We start from the raw sequence: 19681 nt of genomic DNA, 5'->3' as shown, positions 1-19681 counted from the left end.
AAGAATATTATAAATTTAATTACCTATTAAAATATGACCTTAATTGAAATAGTAGCTTTAATAATTTTTTTATTTCCTCTAGCTTTTAGCCCAGGACCTGGAAACATGTTCTTTGCAGCTAATGGAGCTAGATTTGGTTTTGTTAAAACTTTATCAGCAAATTTTGGTTATCATCTTGCAACGATTATAGTTACTTTTCTTATAGGTTTTGGTTTTAATATATTTTTTTCATTTATTAATGATCAATATCAATACATTCAGATAATTGGATCATTATATGTAATCTATCTTGCCTATAAATTCTTCAAGGCAAGCACATATGAAAACAACAATCAAAATTTAAAATGTACTTTTGTTGATGGAGTTATACTTTTGGTATTTAACCCAAAAGCTTATGTGATAATTTCTTTAATGTTCACAATCTTTTTAGACGGTTCTCAAAACTTAATAAGAATAATTTTAATCAGTACAATTTTCACAGTTAATAACTGCGTATCATTTACTCTGTGGACATTATTTGGTGACTTACTAGGTGCAAAATTTAGAAATGAAAAATATTCAAAAATATTAAACAAATTCTTCTCATTGTCTTTATTTTTGGTTGGTATATGGATGCTTTCAATTAAAATTTAAAAAATCAAAAAATGAAAAAACTTATATCTGCAATAATTCTTAGTATCTTAAGCACAAGTGCTAATGCTGATGATCAACAAACATTTGTATTTAATAACCTGCAAGGAGATTTCACAACTTGTTATAGTTATTATTTATTGTCTGAAGAAGGCTTTAAAAAAAGTGGAAGTGCCAATGATGAAACTATAGCAGGACTTAATAAATCGGCAGATTTATCATTAGAATCTGTTTTTATGATTGGTCAGCAATTAGGCATGAACACAGATACAATGAGAAATAGAGTTAAAACTTCCTTTGAAAGTATGAAAAATGAGATGGGTCAAGATTATAAAAATTTTTCAAAAGTTTTAGATAAATACGGAATATTCTGTAAGGACTTAATAGAAAAAACAGATGATAGAGTTGTATTCTGGGAAGATAAATTTAAGTAAATTATTATTTAGATAATTAAGGGTTATGTTAACCTAACGTTAACCAATGAGTAATATTTATCATTCAGATATTTATCAGTTCAATAAACCTGTTCCTAGTTACTGGGAAGCAACTTCAAGTGAGAATTTAAATTTAGATAAACTTCAAAAAGATATTAGTTCAGAAATAGTCGTCATAGGTGGTGGTTACACAGGTTTACTTTGTGCAATTAACTTAATTGAAAATCATAATTTAGATGTAGTTTTGGTTGAGGCTGGAAAAGTAGGTTGGGGTGCTTCTTCTCGTAATGCAGGATTTTGCTGTCTACCTCCAAGCAAAATGTCTTATAAAAAAATGCAATCTCTTTATGGAAAAGAGGAGACTAAAAAATTTTTTAAAAATTCTGTTGAAGGAGCTAATTACACTAAAGAATTAATTGATAATTATAATATTGATTGTGATGTAACGGGTGAAAATAACTTTGTAGTAGCTCATCATAAAAACAAATTTGACCAAATTAAAGATCAAGCAGAAGTTTATAAGTCTGAATTTGGTATAGAGACTAAAGTATATTCAAAAGAAGAATTTGACGAAGTAGGTCATGGTGGAACTGAGCAATTTGGAGCTTTTTCATATAAACCTGGTTTTGCAATCAATCCTTTAAAATTTGTAAACGGACTTGCAAAGTGTGCTTTGTCTAAAAAACTAAAAATCTATGAGCACACTAAAGTTCAAAAAATAGAAAAAGAAAATGGTTCTTATCTTTTAAGAACCAGTGAAGGATCAATAAAAACAAAAAAAATAGTTGTTGCAACTAATGGATTTTATCAAGAGGGATTAATTCCTGAAATGGATGGAAGAGTATTACCTGTTATTTCAAATATTATTGTAACAAGACCACTTACAAATGAAGAACTTAGTTTACATAACTTTAATACTTATGCCCCAATAGCTAATTCTAAAAACCTTCTGTATTATTATCGAAAGTTACCAGATAATCGAATTTTGTTTGGCACTAGAGGAGACTTTGAAGGAAGTGATCAATCTAATCAAAACAGAGCTAATGATATGGAACAATTTTTAAAAAATATTTTTCCTAAATGGAATAACGTTACAATTGATTATAATTGGCGAGGTTTAATTGCTTTATCTCAAAAGCTTACCCCTTCAATTGGTAAAATAGATAATGAAGAAATTTATTATGGATTTGGTTATAGCGGCGTAGGGGTTAGTGCAGCTCCTTGGACTGGAAAACAATTGTCTAAGCTAGTTTTTTCATCAAATAGTAAAGATTTAGAAATTTCAAAAATTTATAAAGGTTTACCTAAGAAATTTATTTTCCCACAATTAAGAGTATTTTATTTTAAATTAGCAGTGTGGTTTTATAGAATTAAGGATAAGTTTAATATTTAATGATTGAGTTTATAGATATATTTTTTAATCAATACTTAAGGATATTTGTAGGAATTGTTCTTGTGGGTCTTATTTTGTTTTCTTTGTATTATAAGTTTAAAGGCAAATAATTTTTTAAAAAATTAATTTTTAGAAGTTGTCCCTCCAAATAAGGGACAATTACCATAAATTTTTATTGATAAAGAAATTGTCGCGTTCCATATATGTTCCATTTTTTAATTTTGTTTTTGTGTTAGAAAATAAATTCATAGCAATGCTATGCGGCCTTAAATAATGCCTACTAGGTGAGCCTTTTAAACTTTTAATAACAATATTCATAGAGGGGACTCTGTGACTAAAATTATAGGAGGTTGCATGGCAACTAGTAAGAAGAAAATATTAGCTAACAGAAGAAATTCTAAAAAATCTACAGGACCTGTTAGTAAAAAAGGAAAATTAAAGTCTAGTTTAAATTCAATAAAACACGGACTTTACGCAGAAAAAATTGCAATCATTGGTGAAAATGTAGAGGATATCAATGATATTATTGAACGAATGGTTAGGGAATTAAAACCAGTTGGGATTCAACAAGAAATAATTGTTTCAAAAATGATTGAAATTTCAATTCGTTTTAAGCGGATAGCTAGATTGGAAGCAGGGATCATTAATCATGAAATGCAAGAATATGAGGCTTCTAAATATAAAGATGAGGTCGCAGAAGTAGTTGAAGGAGGAGATAAAAATATGATGCTATCATCTAATATTATTATTAGAAAATCTGGACTTTCCTTTGCTAGAGATTGTAATGGTGGCAGTGCTATTTTAAAACTGAATACTATTGAGGATAAATTACTCTCTAAGTATTTTAAACTTTATGAAATTTTGAAAAGACTACAGAAAAAGAAAGGAGTTTTATAATGAATAAATATAATGGAGCTCGATCTAAAATATCAAAATCTCGTAAAAGAAAATTTGGTGAAACGAAGCCAAACTTTAATCAAATGGTTAAAGATGCCTGCAAAAGATATGAGACATCTGGTAAAAAAGAAGTTGGTGAAACGAAGCCAAATTTTGATTTAAACTATAAAATTAAACTTAAGAAAATTAAAAAAGAAAAAGTTAAATCTGATCATGAAAAAGAAATAGATAATTATATAAAGAAAAGAAATCTTGAAAGAGCGGAGGAGCTTAAAAAGATCAGAGAAGAAAATAATAAACCAAAAATTACTTTTATTGAGCCTATTAGAAAAGATCCTTTGAGAGGTATGAGATTTATTACTAATTTTGAACCAATTAATAGAGGACGATTAGGTCATTCTAAGGCTTTTTTAAAAGATGTTCAAAAGCCTAAGACTTACTACTGGTAATGAGGGGTTGTGATTAATATGATATTAACTTAAAATATAAAATTATGCTTAGTTATATTGTTCCATTTTTAATTCTTATTTTAGTTGTGGTGTTTATTCATGAATATGGACACTATTATTTTGCAAGAAAATATGGAGTTGGAGTTACTGATTTTTCTATTGGATTTGGTAAAGAATTATTTGGTTGGAATGATAAACATGGAACTAGATGGAAAGTATGTGCAATACCACTAGGCGGATATGTCAAATTTTTTGGAGATCGTAATGTTTATTCACAGGCAGATCATGAAGAAATTTTAGAAAAATATAATGAAGAGGAAAGAGATAAATTATTTATTTTAAAACCTTTATATCAAAGAGTATTAATTGTGTTCGGTGGTCCTTTAGCTAACTTTTTATTGGCTTTAGCAATCTTCTTTTGTATTTATACTTTCGTTGGAAAAGATTTTACTCCTGCGGTTATTAGCGAAGTTCAAAAAGACAGCCCTGCAATGGTTGGAGGCTTAAAAAATCAAGATATTATTTTAGAAATTGATGGCAATGAAGTTAAAAGCATCATGGAAGTCTCTAAATACATCACAATGTCAACATCAGACTTTATAGATTTTAAAGTAAAGCGTTCTTACGAAGAATTAATTTTAAAAATAAAACCTAATATTGTTGAAGGTGAAGACGGGTTAGGAAATAAAATTAATAAAAGAATGGTTGGTATAAAACTAAGTGCTTACAATGATAAAATTAATCATGTTAAATTAGGACCAGCACAAGCATTGTATCATGCAGCAAATGAAGTCTATTTTGTTAGTGTTTCTTCATTAAAATATATTGGTGGAATGATCATGGGGAAAGCAGATACCTCTCAACTTGGGGGTCCTATTAGGATTGCAAAGATATCAGGGCAAGTTGCAACCTTTGGAGTGTTAGCTTTTATTAGTATGATGGCTTATATTTCAATAAGTTTGGGCTTAATTAACCTGTTTCCTATACCAATGTTAGATGGTGGACACTTAATGTTTTATGCATTTGAAAAGGTTTTAGGCAGGCCTTTATCTCAAAAAACACAAGAAGGCTTTTTTCGAATCGGATTGTTTCTGTTGCTATCATTGATGTTTTTCACCACCTTTAATGACCTAAAAGACCTTGGTTTATTTAGATAATTTAATTTTCTAAATTGTTAAAAAGATCAATAAAATCAACGTTTATTTAATTTTTAACAAGATCTTGTGTATCGTTTAAATAAGAACACTAAAAAAAAGCTTGATTTATCAACGTTTATGACAAGTATCAATATTAACCAACAAAACCGGAGCTAAAATGAACAAAAAACAACTAGTAGCAAAGCTTTCTGGCTCATTAAACTTGAGCAAAGCAGATGCTGAGCGAACTTTTGATACAATTACCAACACTATTTTAGATGCACTAAAAGGTGATGATTCAGTGAAAATCGCTGGATTTGGTACATACAAAGTAGCTAAAAGAAAAGCTAGAGTTGGAAGAAACCCAAGAACTGGTGAGCAGATTCAAATTGCTGCTTCTCAGAAAGTAAAATTCTTACCAGCGAAAGCTTTAAAAGAAGTATTCAATAGATAATATTTTTTTAACAGCCCTAAACAATTGAAAAAACACGTTTAGGGCTGTTACTATATGCAAAAACTGCATACCCAATTTTCCTAATCAGCGTTAGTTTTTAAATATTTTAAATTTATAAACCACCTCTTTAACAAGTGGAGGTCTTATGACTAAAATAATAAAGAGAATATCTGCACCATTACTAAGCTTAGTATTTTTACTAAGCATGAGTAGTGCGGGTATGGCAGAGACAACTGTTTCTGCTGAAGTGGGGTTTATATTTAACACTCTACTATTTTTAATTTGTGGTTTCCTTGTCATGTTCATGGCAGCAGGTTTTGCAATGTTAGAATCTGGAATGGTAACTTCAAGAAGTGTTTCAGTAATTTGTGCAAAGAATATTGGTTTGTATGCAATTGCTGGAATTATGTTTTGGCTAGTTGGTTACAACTTAGCTTATGGTATTCCAGAAGGCGGATACATAGGATCATTTACACCATGGTCAGATGCAAGTGCAATTGACACTGGTTATTCAGATGGTTCAGATTGGTTCTTCCAAATGGTATTCTGTGCAACAACAGTCTCAATTTGTTCAGGTGCTATGGCTGAAAGAATCAAGTTATGGCCGTTCTTCTTATTTGCAGCTTTATTAGCTGGAGTTATTTATCCAATCGTAATGGGTTGGCAGTGGGGTGGAGGCTGGTTAGCAGAACTAGGCTTCTCTGATTTCGCTGGTTCAACTTTAGTACACTCAACAGGTGGTGCAGCTGCTTTAGCTGGTATCATGTTGTTAGGTGCTAGAAGTGGAAGATTTGACAGTAAAGGTCAACCAAAAGCGTTACAACCTTTTGCTGCATCTTCAATCCCATTAGTAACAATAGGTGTATTCATCCTATGGTTAGGTTGGTTTGGATTTAACGGTGGTTCACAATTAGCATTAGGTACTTTTGATGATGCAGTTGCGATCTCATCAATCTTTATCAATACAAATCTTGCAGCTTGTGGTGGAGTAATGGCCGCGGGTATCATTACAAGATTAATGTACGGTAAAACAGATGTAATTCAAATGTTAAACGGAGCAATCGGCGGTCTAGTAGCAATCACTGCAGAACCATTAGCACCATCTCCATTTGCAGCAATTTTAATTGGAGCTGTTGGTGGATTAATCGTAGTGTTTGGAACTAAATTATTATTTAGCTTTAAACTTGATGATGTTGTAGGTGCAATCCCAGCTCACTTGTTTGCTGGAATTTGGGGAACACTTGCAGTGCCATTAACAAACGCTGATGCATCGTTCAGTGCACAATTAATTGGTGTACTTTCAATTAACATTTTTGTGTTTGCTGTGTCTTACATCGTATGGTCAATAATGAAAGGTACGTTTGGAATCAGATTAAGTAAAGAAGCTGAAACTAAAGGTACAGACGTTACTGAAACAGGTGTAATTGCTTACGCAATACGTGACTAATTGCATGCAATATAGAGGCTCTTCGATCTCCATGTCGTTATCTCATTGAAGAGCCTCTAAACAAAGAATTAACTTATATCTCTCTCTAGTTAGTTAATAACTAAAGGCCCCAGAAATGGGGCCTTTTTTTTACACATATGCTTATTTCTCATAACTCTTTTGACCTATCAGCAGTACTTAAAATTTTAATGTTTATTAAAACGACAAGATCAAAAAAAGGAGAGATAATGATTAATCATTTAAAAAAAATATCATTAAGATTATTAATATTTTTAAGCTTTACTAATTTAGCTTCAGCAGAAACAACAATGTCAGCTGAAGGACAATATATTTTCAATTCATTAGGATTTTATCTTGGTGGTGTTTTAGTTGCATTTATGGCAGCAGGTTTCTGTATGCTTGAAAGTGGATTGGTGACAACTAAAAGTGTTTCAACAATTGCGGCAAAGAATATTGGTAAATTTGCAATTTGTTCATTAATATTTTTTTTCTGTGGTTACAATTTAGCTTACGGAATTCCTGAAGGTGGGTTTATTGGCTCATTTTCAATGTGGAGCGATGCTTCAGAACTTTCAACAGGTTATTCAGATTATTCAGATTGGTTTTTCCAAACAATGTTTGTTTGTGCAACTGCATCAATTGTGTCTGGTGCTGTAGCAGAAAGAATTAAAATTTGGCCATTTTTTATTTTTGCAGCAATCATGGCTGGTATTATTTATCCTATTTCAATGGGATGGCAGTGGGGTGGAGGTTGGTTAGCAACTTCAGGCTTCTCTGATTTTGCTGGTTCAACTTTAGTTCACGCATGTGGTGGAGCAGCTGCATTAGCAGGTGTAATATTATTAGGTGCAAGAGAAGGAAGATTTAATAAAAAAGGTGAAACAAAATCTTTAGTCCCATTTGCAGCATCCTCAATACCGCTTGTTACATTAGGAACTTTTTTATTATGGTTTGGTTGGTTTGGATTTAATGGTTTCAGTCAACTTGCAATGGGAACGTTCGATGATGTAAATGCAATTAGTAAAATTGCAGTTAACACTCACTTAGCAGGAGCTGCTGGTACTGTTACAGCTGCAGTTGTTACAAGATTATTGGGTGGTAAAACAGATATCGTAATGATGCTTAATGGGGCTTTAGCAGGTTTAGTTGCAATTACAGCAGAACCTTTAACTCCAAGTCCAGTGCTTGCAATTGCTATTGGAGCGGTTGGCTCTATCATCATGTACTTTGGCACAAAGTTTTTAGAAAGTAAAAAAATTGATGATGTAGTTGGCGCAATTCCTGTTCATTTATTTGCTGGAATTTTTGGAACTTTAGTGGTGCCATTAAGTAATCCAGATACAAATTTTGGAACTCAGTTAACAGGTGTAATAGCGGTATGTGCTTTTAGTTTCATACTTTCTTACATCACGTTTAAAGTTCTAAAACAAACAATTGGTCTTAGAATTAGTTCTCAAGCTGAAAAACTTGGAACTGATGTTGCTGAAGTTGGTGTTAAAGCTTACGCAATAAGAGACTAAAATATCTCTCAATATATAACAATAAAAGGCTCCTTAGAAATAAGGAGCCTTTTTTTATTTTGAAATATCTTTTAGTGTTTCTAAGACTTCTTTGGCGTGATCTTTTACTTTAACGTTTTCCCAGATTTTTAGGATTTTACCTTTTTTATCTATTAAAAAAGTGGTTCTATTTATTCCCATAAATTCTCGTCCCATAAATTTCTTCTTACCCCAAACCTTATATTTTTTGAGAACTTTTAATTCTTCATCAGCCAATAAATCAAATTTGATTTTGTATTTATCTCTAAATTTATCATGACTTTTTAAGCTATCTTTTGAAATACCGTATACTTCACAGCCTAGTTTTTTAAATTTAGGTAGTAATTTATTAAAGTCATTAGTTTCAATTGTGCATCCAGGAGTATCATCTTTTGGATAAAAATATAAAACTATAAATTTTCCAATTGAATCTTTTAAAGAATAATTTTCTCCAGAAGTCGATTGGATTGTGAAACTTGGTGCTTTTATATTAGTTTTCATTTTAATATTTATTATTTTCCCATACTTTAATCCAATCCTTAAGAGGTGACAAACCATAAATTGAATTAATATTTGTTAAATGCATTCCTAATGAAGGCATTGGAGAGAAACACTTAATCACTTTATATAGATCGTGTAGTGGTTTTTCATAAGGATTGTAATTATTTAAAAACATTTCTTCATAATAATTCCAATATTTTTCTAATGTACTTTTTGAAATTAAATATGTGCATAAAGATTGATTTATTTGTCTCCAGTATTTTTTAAAACCTATTAAATTTATGGTTGGATCAACTTTTATATAAAGATAAGGGTAATCTACTGGACACATTACAATCTCTTCATTTAGCTGTGAGCAAATTCTTTGATAACTATAAATCATTTCTATTAATGCATCATGTTCATGAACATAATCGTCTTCAACAAAGTACAACAAATCATAATCAGAATTAACAGCATAATCTTTTGACATAAATATATGAGAATTATGTGCCAGCATTCTTTGATTATCTTTAAATTTCATTTTATCAAAGTATTTTTCTTTATCTAAAATAGAAATTTCAAAATCAATATTGTTCTTCGAACAAATATTTTCCATTTCATTTATTATTTTTTTTTCAGAATTATCATCAATTATTTTTAAAAAAATTTTAAAATTGTTAATTTCTTTTTTTAAATTAACAATATTTTTACAAATAGAGTTTAATGATCTTAAGGTGTATTCTTTTTTCTCTTTTTCAAATAGTCTTTTTTTATTTTGACTAAGAAGTTTGTTTTCATTGGTAAATGATCTAAAAATTATTAGTAAACTTTCAACTTTTCTTTTAATTTCTACTTCTCCCAATGGTAGAGATATACTTTTTTGATTATGAGTACTTAAATTATCATTAATGTCTTTATTACTTGTTGGTAAAATTAAGTTGTTTTGATCAATTAATTCATAACCAAATTTTCTATTAAGCTTAATAAGAATTTTTTTTAAAAAATTTATTTTTTTTAGATTAATTTTTTTCATACAACAAAATGTAGTTTTTTTTTTTAAAACATGATATCTAGATATAATTTATTAAACAATAAAACCAGTACAATCAATGCCAAGTAGCAATGACTGAAATAAAAACTATAAGTGCTGATGAAGCATATCAAATGGTTCAAGAAAATAGATGCAATCTAATTGATATCAGAGAATTAAATGAATTAGAACTTACAGGAAGAGTTGAAGGAGCCAACCATATACCTATGGGAAATTTAGAAATTCTTCTTGATCTAGATAGCGATGTTTTTAAGAATGGCCAAATTGATAAAGACAAAGAGGTAGTCTTGTTTTGTGCTGGAGGAATTAGATCTGAAATGTCAGTAAAGTCTTTAACAGAAAAAGGTTTCAAAAATATTTCTCACATTGAAGGTGGTTTTGGATCTATCAGCAATAGTAGTTTTAAAATAGTTTAAATATTTTTAATTTCATCTAAAGCATATTCTAAACGGTCTTGTCCCCAAAAAATTTTATTATTTACTATAAAAGTAGGAGCCCCAAATACCTCTTTCCCAAAAGCTTCTTGCGTTAATTCTTTTAATTTATCTTTAATGTTTTGCTTATTAATAGAATTAAAAAAATCATTCTCATCAATTTTTAATTTTTTTAATATTACTTTGATATTTTCTTCATTAGATAAATCTTGGTCTTCTTTCCAATAAGCTTCAAAAAAAGAATTTAAATATTCTTCTTTTTTATTATCTTCAACACAAAGACAACCTCTCATTATACTTAAAGAGTTAATTGGAAATTTAGAATTCCATTTAAAACTTATGTTATTTTTTTTTGAAATAAGCTCACAATCATTTTGCATATTTTTCATTTTATATTTGTTAAATGCAGGGGCAGTAATACCTGCTAAGTTATGAAGACCACCTAATAATATTGGCTTCAATTTAAAATTAACATTATTAATTTTTAAAATTTTTTTATATGCGATGTAAGCGTAAGGACTAATAATATCGAAGTAAAAATCTATATGATTACTCATATAGATTTAGTTTTTTGGCGTAAAAAATTCTAATTATCCAATAAATAAATAAACCAATAGGACCAATTAAGTATGTAATTATTAAAGGGACTGACATTAATACTTTATTTACGTAGTATTTTTGAGAGTCTTTCACCATCCATCCACCAACAAATAAATTTATAGCTACAAAATGAGTCCAGAAAAGAGTTAGGTATAGATTGTCTTCAAACAGTCGAGACAACTCAACTAAACCAAGATACAAACTAAAATTAGCATCGAAGTCATAACCAACGATGAAAGATCTGTATAAAATGTAAATATAAACCCCACTTAATAATAGAAATGGAAATATAGTAGTTACTACATACCTACTTAAGTGTGACTGGGGAAAAACTATTAAGATGAACCAAAAAGGTACAACTCCTAAATTGATCCACATATAAAGTATATCAATTGTGAAATAGTTATAAATTTGTTCGATCATATTTATATTATATAAAATCTAACGATGATTCCTATAAGAAATAAGAGAAAAACACTTCAAGTTACTGTTGATGAAATGAGGAATTTTGCGTTTGCCTATGTTGAAAAATATGCACCTTCAAAACAACAACTTAAAACATATTTATTAAAAAAATATATGAAACTTTCTGCAACAGACTCTAGAAAAAAAGATCTAAACAAATTAATTGATATTGTTCTATCTGATCTAGAAAAAAATAAATTTATCAATGATCAATTTTATTCAGAAAGCAAAGCGAAGAGCATGATCCAAAGAGGAAACTCTATAAATAAAATTAGAAATTATTTAATGGGCAAAGGTATTGATGATGGTTTTATCAAGGATACAGTTGAGAAAATAAAAGAAGATAATTCTGATCAGGATTTCTTTTCAGCAATAAAATTATGTAAAAAAAAGAGAATAGGACCAGCAAGAGCAGAGGATAATAGAACTTTGTTTTATAAAAAAGATATTTCTTTACTAGCAAGAAATGGATTTGATTTTGAAACATCCAAAAAAGTGATGGATATTGATAAAAATGAATATGAAAAGATAATTAAATTACTTTAATTTTCTTTTTTTCTCTTCATCAACAAGATGATTTATTTTGTTTCTAATATAATTTTTAACAAAAACAAAAACTAGTAATCCAAAAATCGAGACTGATACTATTATAATTAAAATAATTCTTAATTGCTGATCCATTAAATTATATTTTTACTTTTCAAAATTAAACTTGGATTTTTTAAATCTTTTTTACCATATAAAATTTCATTACCATCAAAGTCTCTCACAGATCCTCCTGCATTTTCTAAAATTGCATGTCCTGCCGCAATATCCCACTCGTAAGCTCTAGGTTCCGCAACATAACCATCAAACTCACATGCAGCAACAACACAAAATTTTAAAGAACTTTTCATTCTAGTATGTTCCTTAACACCTAACTCATCATAAATTTTTTGTATCTCAGGTTTAATTTTATTGCTGTAAGAAATGAAATTAAGTGGCTCTGTTCTTTTAGATGGTAACTCAGAAAGGTTTATTGTTTTTTCATTAGTAAACTCAAAAGATTTGCCTTTCCCGTGTGAATAAAACATTCTTTTTTTAGCAGGCACATTTATTAATCCTGCAACAGGTTTATTGTTGATAATTAAACCTGCGTTAATAGTAAATTCCTCTAAATTGTTTATGTAATCATAGGTTCCATCAATAGGATCCACCAACCAAAAATCCTTTAATTTAGAATTTTTGTTTTCAGAAGTTTCTTCTGAAATAATTGGAATGTCAGGTGTTACTTTTGATATTTCAGAAGATATGAAATTATTTACTTCAATATCACCATTACTAACTGGAGTATTGTCAGATTTAATTTCTTTGCTTAATCCTTTTTCTCTTAGTTGAATGGACAAGTCTCCCGCTGATAAAAAAGTATCAACTAAATCTTCAATGATTTTTTGTAAGTCCATCTTTTATTTACCTATTTTTTTTAATTCTATATTTTTTGCATTTATCACTTTTTTACCTGCATTTTCAAAATTAACAGTAACCTTATCTTTTATAATTGATTGTACTTGTCCAATGCCCCATTCTTTATTCTCAGGATTAGTGACTTTGTCACCTGGTTCATAATCTAAAATCATTTAATTTAACTTATATTGTAAATAAGTATAAATACCACCTAATGAATAAAGAATTAAACTCTATCGGAATTAACAAAAAACCTGAAGACACAACGGTTGTTGTTGCAATGTCTGGTGGGGTAGACTCGTCAACTGTAGCAGGAATTATGAAAAACGAAGGTTATAAAGTTATAGGCATTACTCTTAAACTTTATGATGATGGAAAAGAAGTAGCTCAATCTAAACAGTGTTGTTCAGGTCAAGATATTATGGATGCAAAACGTGTTGCTCATAAATTAGGTATTGAACATAAAATTTTATACTATCAAGATAAATTCAAGCAAGGAGTAATAGATAATTTTGTTGATAGTTATTTAAAAGGTGAAACTCCAATTCCATGTGTTCAATGTAATCAAACAGTAAAGTTTAAAGATTTATTTGAAGTATCAAAAGATCTTAAAGCAGATGCGTTAGTTACAGGACATTATGTAAAAAATATTACATCAAATAACACTAATAATATGTATAGAGCAATTGATGAAAATAGAGATCAAAGTTATTTTTTATTTAACACAACAAGAGAGCAGCTAGATTATTTAAGATTTCCATTAGGTGGAATGTTAAAAGATAAAACAAGAGAAATTGCCAAAGAGCTAGATTTAAATGTAGCTGATAAACCAGATAGTCAGGATATATGTTTTGTGCCTAATGGAGATTATGCATCAGTAATTAGAAAATTTAGACCAGATTCTTTTCAAAAAGGAAACATTAAAAATTTAGATGGAAAAGTAATTGGTGTTCACGATGGCATAATTAATTTTACAATTGGACAAAGAAAAGGAATTAAGGTTTCAGATAAAGAAGCTTTATATGTTTTAAAAATAAATTCAGACAAAAATGAAATTATAGTAGGACCCAAAGAAAACCTTGGAAAAAAAGAAATATCTTTAAAAGATTTAAACTTATTAACTGACAAAAAAGATCTTGATCAAAATATATTTGTAAAGGTTAGATCAACAGGTAGTCTTCTTGAGGCAAAAGTAGATTTAAAAGACAATAATACTGCAAATGTTCATCTATTAAATCCTGAGGATGGAATATCTCCAGGACAGGCATGCGTATTCTATAGCAAAGACCATTATGGTCATAGAGTTCTGGGTGGTGGTTGGATTAAAGAATAAAAGAATTATTTCTTCTTATTTTTTCTTTTTGCTCTTCTCTTTTTGGAGCCTTGTTTTCTTCGACCCCTATGTTTCTTCGGATAACTCATTTAGTCCTATTTATTAATTTATTGACGTTTTTTACGGGATATAGCATTGTCTTTTAAACATATCAAATTTTATTATGAGCAATTCTTTTAAAACATTTTTAAAACATACAGCAAAAGACTTTCATAATCAGTCAGTTAATCCACCAATTGTGCGTGCATCAACGATTATTTTCAAATCGATGCAAGATATTAGAAAAACACAAGACAAGGCAAAAAAAAACCCAACAGGTGGACATTTTGATTACGGCAGACAAGGAACTTCCACGACTCATATTTTGCAGCAAATTTTATCTAAGCTTGAAGAAAGTTATTTTACTTTTTTAACACCTACTGGGTTTGGAGCGGTATTCCTTGCAATCTTTAGCGTTACAAGACCTGGTGATGAAATTATTGCAGCTGACCCAGTTTACAGTCCAACAAGACTTTTGACACAAGATTTTTTAAAAGAATTTAATATTAAAACAACTTTTTATGATCCACATGATCTTAAAACACTAGAAAAAGCAATTACCAAAAAAACGAAATTAATTTTTGTAGAAAACCCAGGAAGTAACACTTTTGATTTTCAAGATTTAGGGAAGATTGTCTCCATTGCAAAAAAACATAAAATTTTAACAGCAATTGATAATACATGGGGAACTCCATATTTTTTAAAACCTATTAAACTTGGTTTTGATATGGCAATCGTTTCAGCGACAAAATATTATTCTGGTCACTCTGATGTAATGGGAGGAAGTTTAGCGGTTAATAAAAAAGTATTTCCAAAAGTTAAAGCAACTGAAAGAGTCACAGGTTTAAGATTAGGACCTGATGATGCTTATTTAATTACAAGAGGATTAAGAACTTTAGATGTAAGATTAGATAGACATAGAGAAAATGCAAAAAAAATAGCAGAATTTTTATCTAAATTTAAAAATATAAAATTATTGTATCCATACAAAAAAGACTCTTACAATTTTAGAATGTGGAAAAAATATTATTCAGGAGCTTCAGGTTTAATGGGTTTAAGAATTAAAGCCAAAAGTGAAAAGGCAGTTGTTAAATTTGTAAATAATTTAAAATTATTTGGACATGGTTATAGTTGGGGAGGGTTTGAGAGTTTAGCTTTACATCAAAATGTTAGAGAACAAGGAAATAGAAGCTATCTTAAATTAGCAAAAAACGAATACATAGTTAGACTGCATATTGGTTTAGAGGATCCAGCAGATCTTATAGCTGATATAAAACAAGCTCTCAAAAGTCTTAAATGAGCTCAGAAAATTTTACTATAAGTAAAAAAGCTTTAATTACTCTAATAGCTGCATCGATAGTAGTAATAATTTCTTTAGGTATAAGACAGACTTTTGGTTTGTTTTATTTTGATTTCAATACTGACCTGGATATTTCTATTTCTCATTTTGGATTTGCTATGGGATTGCAGTTATTACTCTGGGGAGTATTTAGTCCATTATTTGGTGTAATTACTGATAAGTATGGAGGAGCAGTTGCAATATTTATTGGTTTTGTTTTTTATTTAGTTGGAGTTTTATTTTTTTATTCTGGATTTAATACTGGAAGTTACTTTACTTTAACTATAGGAGTAATGATAGGAATTGGTTTAGGTTCTACGGCAATAGGTATTCCTGTATCAGTTGTAGCTAAGCATTTTCCAGCATCTAATAGAACTATTGCAACAGGTATAGTTACATGCGCAGGTTCTTTTGGATATTTTGTTTCACCTTTACTTGTAAGATATTCTTTAGTTGAAACAGGTTGGGAAAATACTCTTTTATACTTTTCTCTTCTTTTAGGAATTGGCTTGATAATATCTTTATTTGTTAGCACTCCAAAAATACCAGTTGGTGTTAATAAAGATAACAATCAAACTGCAAGAGAAGCTTTAAAAGAAGCATTTGCAAATAAAAGTTTTATCTATCTTACTTTAGGTTTTTTTGTTTGCGGTTGGCATATTGCTTTAGTAGCAACACATATTCCAACTTATATGGCAGACAAAGGTTTGCCTGACTGGACACCAGCAATGGTGCTAGCTTTAATTGGTGTATTTAATATGGCTGGTACGATTACGAGTGGCTATTTAGCAACAAGGTATAGTAAGAAAAAAATATTAAGTGCAATTTACCTATTAAGAGGAGTTTCAATTATTTATTTTATTTTTTTACCACCAAGTATATTTAATTCTGTCGTCTTTGGAGTTACTTTTGGTTTTTTATGGCTATCTACAGTTCCTCCAACAAATGGAATTGTGGCCTATATATTTGGCACAAAATACGTTGGACTTTTATATGGAATAGTTTTCGTAAGCCATCAAATTGGTTCTTTCTTAGGAGCATATCTAGGTGGTGTATTTTATGAATTAAATGGAAATTTTGACTATGCATGGTACGGATCTATCGCATTATCATTATTTGCAGGTCTGATACACTTACCTATAGTAGAGAAAGCAATTGAAAGAACACAGCCAGCATAAACTTAAATTCAACCCTTACTTAGAGGATCTATATCAATCAGATAAGCCTTTAATAATTTATAAAGTAGATGGTGGATACAATATTTATACTGATTTTTCTAAAAAGATCATTTTAACAAAAAAAAATATATATAAATTTCTTAATTCCATCGAGAAAAAAAAGTTTAAAAAAGAAACAGATTTATATCTTGGTTTTTTTGGTTATGAAATTTTATGTAATTTAATTGGTATTAAATTAAAAAATAAAAAAAGAATAAATTTTTATAAAGGAATTTTTTATAAACCCGAGACAATAATTAAAATTAGAAAGGATATTAAAGTTATATCTAATATCAAAAAACACACCTTCAATTATCAATTTAATAAAACTCAAATACTAAGTCCTTTCAAGATTAATATTTCTTATGCAAAATATAGAAAAATATTTAAATTATTTTCAAAAAAAATAAGACAAGGAGAGACTTATCAAATTAAAATTTGCACAAAATATAAGAATAAATCTTTAATCAATCCTGTTAATTTTTTTTGGAAATTAATGCGAGTTAATTCTTCACCAGAGTCATTTATGATTAAAGATAAGGATTACTCTATAGTAAGTTGTTCTCCTGAAACATTAATAGATAAGAAAAAAAATAAAATAATTACCAAACCAATAGCTGGTACCTTTAAGAAAAAATTATTATCAAATAAAAATATAGCTCTTAGGTATTTTAAAAATAATGAAAAAGAAACCAAAGAACACAACATGATAGTTGATATGGAAAGAAGTGATTTATCAAAAATTTGTAAACCTGGAAGTGTAAAAATACTTAAAAAAAAATATGTCGAGGAATATAAGCATCTTTTTCATTATGTGACTTCAATCGGTGGAATATTAAATAAAAATACGAAATTGATTGATATTATTAAAGCAATGATGCCAGGTGGATCTGTAATTGGTTGTCCTAAAATTAGAACTTTAGAACTTTTAAATAATCAAGAAAAAGAAAGTAGAAATATTTTTACTGGGAGTTTTGGATTTATTAAATTTAATCAAGACATGAAGTTTAATATTATAATCAGATCAATATTAAATTATAAAAATCAATCAGAGATTTCAGCTGCGTCTGGAGTAGTGCTGGATAGCTCTCCAAAAAAAGAATTTAACGAAAATTATATTAAAGCAAAATCTTTATTGGAGTTATTTAAATGATTTACATAATTGATCATCAAGACTCTTTCACATGGAACGTTGTTCATCAATTTGCAAAATTTGATAAAGTAATTTGCTCAAACTATTATGAAGTAAATGATAGATTGCTTGATAGAAGTGATGTGATTGTTTTATCTCCAGGACCTGGATCACCAAAGGATTATCCCACTACCTCAAAAATCTATAAAAAATATAAAGGAAAGAAAAAAATTATTGGTATTTGTCTTGGATATCAAATGATTTTACATAATGAGGGAGGTAAAATAATACAACAAAAAAAAATTTACCATGGTTTTCAGTCTAAAATAAAAACAAATAATCAAAGTAAAATTTTTAAAAACAATCAACAGTTCAAAGTGGGAAGATATCATTCATTAAAATTAATGGAGCCATTTAAATCAAATTCTATTAAAATAACTATGAGATGTAGTAAAACAAAAATACCAATGGGCCTTGAGGATAATCAAAACAAAATATACGGATTTCAATTTCATCCAGAATCTTTTTTAACAGAAAATGGTAACACTCTTATTAAAAAAATCTTATCAGCTAAGTAATCTTAAAGAAGTAGCATTTAAAGATCTTTGGGGATCCAGAGGTGTATTTACAACAATGCGAATGGTTGGAAAACCTTCCAAGTTAATATTGTTAAAACCACATATTGAAAACTTAATTAAATCTACAAAAAAATATGGAATTAGAAAAAAAAACTTAAAGAATATTATTTTAAATCTAATTAAGAAAAATACACTCTACAAAGGTCCTGACAATTTATTTCGAATTGCTTTAAATAAAAAACTAATATCTATATCTATAAGAAAAAGACCAAAACTTAAAAAAAATTTTAGTCTTTTATTATTTAAATATAAAAGAGTTGAGCCAAATTATAAAAATCTTTATTACAAAAAAATTTTAGCAAAACTTAGTGAGGTTGACTCATCTAAATTTGATATTGCTTTAGTTGCAAACAATAAAATATTAGAAACTGGTACTTCAAATTTAGTTTTTGTTAAAAATGGAAAAATATTTTCTCCAAAAAAGAATTGTTATTTTGGAAACACACTTAGGTTTATAAGTAAAAAAGTTAAAATTAATTTTAAAGATATATCAATTAAAGAAATTAATGATTATGAAGAAATAATTCTTATTGGATCAGGAAAAGGAGTTACATCAGTATCAAAAATTGATGAATTAAAATGGAAAAGTCAAAATAATGTTTCCTTTAATAAACTTAGAAAAATATATAATACTCTAATTTAAATATGAGAGATCCTAACAATCCTTGTTTATTCTGTGACTCAAAAAAAAGCGGTATTGCTCATGAAAATGATCTTGCTTATGCAAGTTACGACTCTTATCCTGTTTCTGATCACCACTGTTTAATAATTCCTAAGCGTCATATTAAAGATTATTTTGACTTTACAAATGATGAATTGATTGCTTGCAATGATCTTATCCAAATAGTTAAAAAAGAAATTCTAAGCAAAGATGTTAATGTTAAAGGATTTAATATTGGTACAAATGCTGGAAAAATTGCAGGTCAATCTATAATGCATTGCCATATACACTTGATACCAAGAAGAGAAGGTGACGTTGATAACCCCCAAGGTGGAGTAAGATCAGTAATTCCTAATAAACAACATTACAAACGCAAACTGTAAGTTGTTATTAATGACAAAATTGACCAATAGTTTTAGTTGAACTCTTTATTTAACTAGACTAGAAAATCTCAAACTAACTTTATAA

The 19681-nt window shown here is 28.7% G+C and carries 25 protein-coding genes; 18 read left to right on the top strand and 7 right to left on the bottom strand.

What is annotated here, in order from left to right; translation table 11 throughout:
• The first annotated feature begins 33 nt into the window (after positions 1-33).
• The 9 genes from ACTTBI_RS03545 (at position 34) to ACTTBI_RS03505 (ending at position 8360) form a co-directional block, all read left to right on the top strand.
• Entirely contained in the window at positions 34-633 is a 600-nt protein-coding gene (locus ACTTBI_RS03545; protein WP_440652578.1) for a LysE family translocator, read from the top strand.
• A gap of 11 nt (positions 634-644) precedes the next feature.
• Complete coding sequence (locus ACTTBI_RS03540; protein WP_440652577.1) at positions 645-1064, top strand: hypothetical protein; 420 nt, start codon at positions 645-647, stop codon at positions 1062-1064.
• 46 nt (positions 1065-1110) lie between these two features.
• Positions 1111-2457, top strand: coding sequence for an NAD(P)/FAD-dependent oxidoreductase (locus tag ACTTBI_RS03535; RefSeq protein WP_440652576.1), 1347 nt, complete (start codon positions 1111-1113; stop codon positions 2455-2457).
• A gap of 330 nt (positions 2458-2787) precedes the next feature.
• A complete protein-coding gene (locus tag ACTTBI_RS03530; protein WP_440652575.1) occupies positions 2788-3354 on the top strand; it encodes a hypothetical protein in 567 nt (188 codons plus the stop codon).
• A complete protein-coding gene (locus tag ACTTBI_RS03525) occupies positions 3354-3803 on the top strand; it encodes a hypothetical protein (protein ID WP_440652573.1) in 450 nt (149 codons plus the stop codon). Before ACTTBI_RS03530 ends, ACTTBI_RS03525 begins: the two co-directional genes overlap by 1 nt.
• A 44-nt stretch (positions 3804-3847) precedes the next feature.
• Positions 3848-4960, top strand: a complete 1113-nt coding sequence (gene rseP, locus ACTTBI_RS03520) for an RIP metalloprotease RseP (RefSeq protein ID WP_440652571.1) — start codon at positions 3848-3850, stop codon at positions 4958-4960.
• A gap of 157 nt (positions 4961-5117) precedes the next feature.
• Positions 5118-5393, top strand: a complete 276-nt coding sequence (locus ACTTBI_RS03515) for an HU family DNA-binding protein (RefSeq protein WP_075506581.1) — start codon at positions 5118-5120, stop codon at positions 5391-5393.
• Positions 5394-5538: 145 nt separating this feature from the next.
• Entirely contained in the window at positions 5539-6840 is a 1302-nt protein-coding gene (locus tag ACTTBI_RS03510) for an ammonium transporter (protein WP_440652570.1), read from the top strand.
• Positions 6841-7067: 227 nt separating this feature from the next.
• Entirely contained in the window at positions 7068-8360 is a 1293-nt protein-coding gene (locus ACTTBI_RS03505) for an ammonium transporter (protein ID WP_440652761.1), read from the top strand.
• 54 nt (positions 8361-8414) lie between these two features.
• Here the strand turns inward: ACTTBI_RS03505 and bcp are convergent, their stop codons facing one another.
• Both bcp and ACTTBI_RS03495 read right to left on the bottom strand, forming a co-directional pair.
• The gene (gene bcp / locus ACTTBI_RS03500; protein WP_440652569.1) at positions 8415-8879 is read right to left on the bottom strand and encodes a thioredoxin-dependent thiol peroxidase; all 465 of its coding nucleotides are present in this window, start codon (positions 8877-8879) and stop codon (positions 8415-8417) included.
• 1 nt (position 8880) lies between these two features.
• Positions 8881-9894 carry a rhamnosyl transferase gene (locus ACTTBI_RS03495; RefSeq protein ID WP_440652567.1) on the bottom strand — a complete coding sequence of 338 codons (1014 nt, stop codon included), beginning with the start codon at positions 9892-9894 and terminating at the stop codon, positions 8881-8883.
• Between the two features lie 89 nt (positions 9895-9983).
• Here ACTTBI_RS03495 and ACTTBI_RS03490 point away from each other — a divergent pair, with 89 nt between their 5' ends.
• Positions 9984-10328 (top strand): rhodanese-like domain-containing protein, encoded by a 345-nt coding sequence (locus ACTTBI_RS03490; RefSeq protein ID WP_440652566.1) that lies wholly within the window; start codon positions 9984-9986, stop codon positions 10326-10328.
• Here the strand turns inward: ACTTBI_RS03490 and ACTTBI_RS03485 are convergent.
• A complete protein-coding gene (locus ACTTBI_RS03485) occupies positions 10325-10903 on the bottom strand; it encodes a 2-hydroxychromene-2-carboxylate isomerase (protein ID WP_440652564.1) in 579 nt (192 codons plus the stop codon). The two genes, ACTTBI_RS03490 and ACTTBI_RS03485, sit on opposite strands and share 4 nt — an antisense overlap.
• A complete protein-coding gene (locus ACTTBI_RS03480) occupies positions 10896-11369 on the bottom strand; it encodes an ABA4-like family protein (protein ID WP_440652562.1) in 474 nt (157 codons plus the stop codon). Before ACTTBI_RS03480 ends, ACTTBI_RS03485 begins: the two co-directional genes overlap by 8 nt.
• A gap of 24 nt (positions 11370-11393) precedes the next feature.
• Here ACTTBI_RS03480 and ACTTBI_RS03475 point away from each other — a divergent pair, with 24 nt between their 5' ends.
• Positions 11394-11957, top strand: coding sequence for a regulatory protein RecX (locus ACTTBI_RS03475; RefSeq protein ID WP_440652561.1), 564 nt, complete (start codon positions 11394-11396; stop codon positions 11955-11957).
• Here the strand turns inward: ACTTBI_RS03475 and ACTTBI_RS03470 are convergent.
• The 3 genes from ACTTBI_RS03470 to ACTTBI_RS03460 are packed head-to-tail and all read right to left on the bottom strand — an operon-like array spanning position 11949 to position 13027.
• Positions 11949-12092, bottom strand: a complete 144-nt coding sequence (locus ACTTBI_RS03470; RefSeq protein WP_440652560.1) for a hypothetical protein — start codon at positions 12090-12092, stop codon at positions 11949-11951. The genes ACTTBI_RS03475 and ACTTBI_RS03470 overlap by 9 nt on opposite strands.
• The gene (locus ACTTBI_RS03465; RefSeq protein WP_440652559.1) at positions 12092-12853 is read right to left on the bottom strand and encodes a 3'(2'),5'-bisphosphate nucleotidase CysQ family protein; all 762 of its coding nucleotides are present in this window, start codon (positions 12851-12853) and stop codon (positions 12092-12094) included. Before ACTTBI_RS03465 ends, ACTTBI_RS03470 begins: the two co-directional genes overlap by 1 nt.
• A 3-nt stretch (positions 12854-12856) precedes the next feature.
• Positions 12857-13027: a DUF3553 domain-containing protein gene (locus ACTTBI_RS03460; RefSeq protein ID WP_440634941.1), complete on the bottom strand. Its 171-nt coding sequence runs from the start codon at positions 13025-13027 to the stop codon at positions 12857-12859.
• A gap of 41 nt (positions 13028-13068) precedes the next feature.
• Here ACTTBI_RS03460 and mnmA point away from each other — a divergent pair, with 41 nt between their 5' ends.
• The 7 genes from mnmA (at position 13069) to ACTTBI_RS03425 (ending at position 19596) form a co-directional block, all read left to right on the top strand.
• Positions 13069-14187 carry a tRNA 2-thiouridine(34) synthase MnmA gene (gene mnmA / locus ACTTBI_RS03455; protein WP_440652558.1) on the top strand — a complete coding sequence of 373 codons (1119 nt, stop codon included), beginning with the start codon at positions 13069-13071 and terminating at the stop codon, positions 14185-14187.
• Positions 14188-14350: 163 nt separating this feature from the next.
• Complete coding sequence (locus tag ACTTBI_RS03450) at positions 14351-15526, top strand: trans-sulfuration enzyme family protein (protein WP_440652557.1); 1176 nt, start codon at positions 14351-14353, stop codon at positions 15524-15526.
• Positions 15523-16743: an MFS transporter gene (locus ACTTBI_RS03445; RefSeq protein WP_440652556.1), complete on the top strand. Its 1221-nt coding sequence runs from the start codon at positions 15523-15525 to the stop codon at positions 16741-16743. The genes ACTTBI_RS03450 and ACTTBI_RS03445 overlap by 4 nt, the downstream gene beginning before the upstream one ends.
• The gene (locus tag ACTTBI_RS03440) at positions 16721-17935 is read left to right on the top strand and encodes a chorismate-binding protein (RefSeq protein WP_440652555.1); all 1215 of its coding nucleotides are present in this window, start codon (positions 16721-16723) and stop codon (positions 17933-17935) included. The genes ACTTBI_RS03445 and ACTTBI_RS03440 overlap by 23 nt, the downstream gene beginning before the upstream one ends.
• A complete protein-coding gene (locus ACTTBI_RS03435) occupies positions 17932-18492 on the top strand; it encodes an aminodeoxychorismate/anthranilate synthase component II (RefSeq protein ID WP_440652554.1) in 561 nt (186 codons plus the stop codon). The genes ACTTBI_RS03440 and ACTTBI_RS03435 overlap by 4 nt, the downstream gene beginning before the upstream one ends.
• Entirely contained in the window at positions 18452-19195 is a 744-nt protein-coding gene (locus ACTTBI_RS03430; RefSeq protein WP_440652553.1) for an aminotransferase class IV, read from the top strand. Before ACTTBI_RS03435 ends, ACTTBI_RS03430 begins: the two co-directional genes overlap by 41 nt.
• 2 nt (positions 19196-19197) lie before the next feature.
• Positions 19198-19596, top strand: a complete 399-nt coding sequence (locus ACTTBI_RS03425) for an HIT family protein (RefSeq protein ID WP_440652552.1) — start codon at positions 19198-19200, stop codon at positions 19594-19596.
• Positions 19597-19681 lie beyond the last annotated feature (85 nt).

Source organism: Candidatus Pelagibacter sp. HIMB1542, assembly GCF_052047835.1.
GTDB lineage: Bacteria > Pseudomonadota > Alphaproteobacteria > Pelagibacterales > Pelagibacteraceae > Pelagibacter.
This window is presented reverse-complemented; position numbering and strand designations above follow the sequence as displayed.

Bases quoted from the DNA above. Each gene is read 5' to 3' on its own strand.
- ACTTBI_RS03535 (WP_440652576.1), top strand. From the start codon at position 1,111: ATGAGTAATATTTATCATTCAGATATTTATCAGTTCAATAAACCTGTT.
- ACTTBI_RS03435 (WP_440652554.1), top strand. From the start codon at position 17,932: ATGATTTACATAATTGATCATCAAGACTCTTTCACATGGAACGTTGTT.
- ACTTBI_RS03470 (WP_440652560.1), bottom strand. From the start codon at position 12,092: ATGGATCAGCAATTAAGAATTATTTTAATTATAATAGTATCAGTCTCG.
- ACTTBI_RS03510 (WP_440652570.1), top strand. From the start codon at position 5,539: ATGACTAAAATAATAAAGAGAATATCTGCACCATTACTAAGCTTAGTA.
- ACTTBI_RS03505 (WP_440652761.1), top strand. From the start codon at position 7,068: ATGATTAATCATTTAAAAAAAATATCATTAAGATTATTAATATTTTTA.
- ACTTBI_RS03515 (WP_075506581.1), top strand. From the start codon at position 5,118: ATGAACAAAAAACAACTAGTAGCAAAGCTTTCTGGCTCATTAAACTTG.
- ACTTBI_RS03540 (WP_440652577.1), top strand. From the start codon at position 645: ATGAAAAAACTTATATCTGCAATAATTCTTAGTATCTTAAGCACAAGT.
- ACTTBI_RS03490 (WP_440652566.1), top strand. From the start codon at position 9,984: ATGACTGAAATAAAAACTATAAGTGCTGATGAAGCATATCAAATGGTT.
- mnmA (WP_440652558.1), top strand. From the start codon at position 13,069: ATGAATAAAGAATTAAACTCTATCGGAATTAACAAAAAACCTGAAGAC.
- bcp (WP_440652569.1), bottom strand. From the start codon at position 8,879: ATGAAAACTAATATAAAAGCACCAAGTTTCACAATCCAATCGACTTCT.
- ACTTBI_RS03525 (WP_440652573.1), top strand. From the start codon at position 3,354: ATGAATAAATATAATGGAGCTCGATCTAAAATATCAAAATCTCGTAAA.
- ACTTBI_RS03495 (WP_440652567.1), bottom strand. From the start codon at position 9,894: ATGAAAAAAATTAATCTAAAAAAAATAAATTTTTTAAAAAAAATTCTT.
- ACTTBI_RS03465 (WP_440652559.1), bottom strand. From the start codon at position 12,853: ATGGACTTACAAAAAATCATTGAAGATTTAGTTGATACTTTTTTATCA.
- ACTTBI_RS03425 (WP_440652552.1), top strand. From the start codon at position 19,198: ATGAGAGATCCTAACAATCCTTGTTTATTCTGTGACTCAAAAAAAAGC.
- ACTTBI_RS03445 (WP_440652556.1), top strand. From the start codon at position 15,523: ATGAGCTCAGAAAATTTTACTATAAGTAAAAAAGCTTTAATTACTCTA.
- rseP (WP_440652571.1), top strand. From the start codon at position 3,848: ATGCTTAGTTATATTGTTCCATTTTTAATTCTTATTTTAGTTGTGGTG.
- ACTTBI_RS03485 (WP_440652564.1), bottom strand. From the start codon at position 10,903: ATGAGTAATCATATAGATTTTTACTTCGATATTATTAGTCCTTACGCT.
- ACTTBI_RS03475 (WP_440652561.1), top strand. From the start codon at position 11,394: ATGATTCCTATAAGAAATAAGAGAAAAACACTTCAAGTTACTGTTGAT.
- ACTTBI_RS03430 (WP_440652553.1), top strand. From the start codon at position 18,452: ATGGTAACACTCTTATTAAAAAAATCTTATCAGCTAAGTAATCTTAAA.
- ACTTBI_RS03480 (WP_440652562.1), bottom strand. From the start codon at position 11,369: ATGATCGAACAAATTTATAACTATTTCACAATTGATATACTTTATATG.
- ACTTBI_RS03450 (WP_440652557.1), top strand. From the start codon at position 14,351: ATGAGCAATTCTTTTAAAACATTTTTAAAACATACAGCAAAAGACTTT.
- ACTTBI_RS03545 (WP_440652578.1), top strand. From the start codon at position 34: ATGACCTTAATTGAAATAGTAGCTTTAATAATTTTTTTATTTCCTCTA.
- ACTTBI_RS03460 (WP_440634941.1), bottom strand. From the start codon at position 13,027: ATGATTTTAGATTATGAACCAGGTGACAAAGTCACTAATCCTGAGAAT.